Source organism: Salinisphaera sp. SWV1 (assembly GCF_052044155.1).
GTDB lineage: Bacteria > Pseudomonadota > Gammaproteobacteria > Nevskiales > Salinisphaeraceae > Salinisphaera.
Window position 1 is genome coordinate 1 of record NZ_JBQDYE010000180.1, and the last position, 531, is coordinate 531.

Below are 531 nucleotides of genomic sequence, written 5' to 3' on the forward strand. Positions count from 1 at the left end.
CCTCGTATTCGAACACGTTCTACCCTGGTGGGTAAAATTCAGGTTGGCGAGTATTCCTCAATTATTGGTTTGATCAAGCGAACCCAGCGTATCTATGGAAACGTATTTACCGTTTCCGGTGTTATTGCCGCATTTCGTCGCAGCGCCCTGGCAGAAGTGGGTTACTGGAGTGACGATATGATCACCGAAGATATTGATATTAGCTGGAAGCTGCAGTTGAATCAGTGGACGATTTTTTACGAGCCACGGGCACTGTGCTGGATATTAATGCCTGAAACGTTAAAAGGGCTGTGGAAACAGCGCCTGCGCTGGGCTCAGGGCGGTGCAGAAGTATTCCTCAAAAATATGACAAGGTTGTGGCGCAAAGAAAACTTTCGAATGTGGCCGCTGTTTTTTGAATACTGCCTGACGACAATATGGGCCTTCACCTGCCTGGTCGGTTTCATTATTTACGCAGTCCAACTTGCCGGTGTACCGTTAAATATTGAATTGACACATATCGCTGCGACACATACTGCCGGAATATTATTG

General features: G+C 46.9%; 1 protein-coding gene. It reads left to right on the forward strand.

The window, feature by feature from the left end:
* On the forward strand, positions 1–531 hold a 531-nt coding region (locus tag ACS8YF_RS20130), incomplete at both ends, for a glycosyltransferase family 2 protein (RefSeq protein ID WP_440851825.1).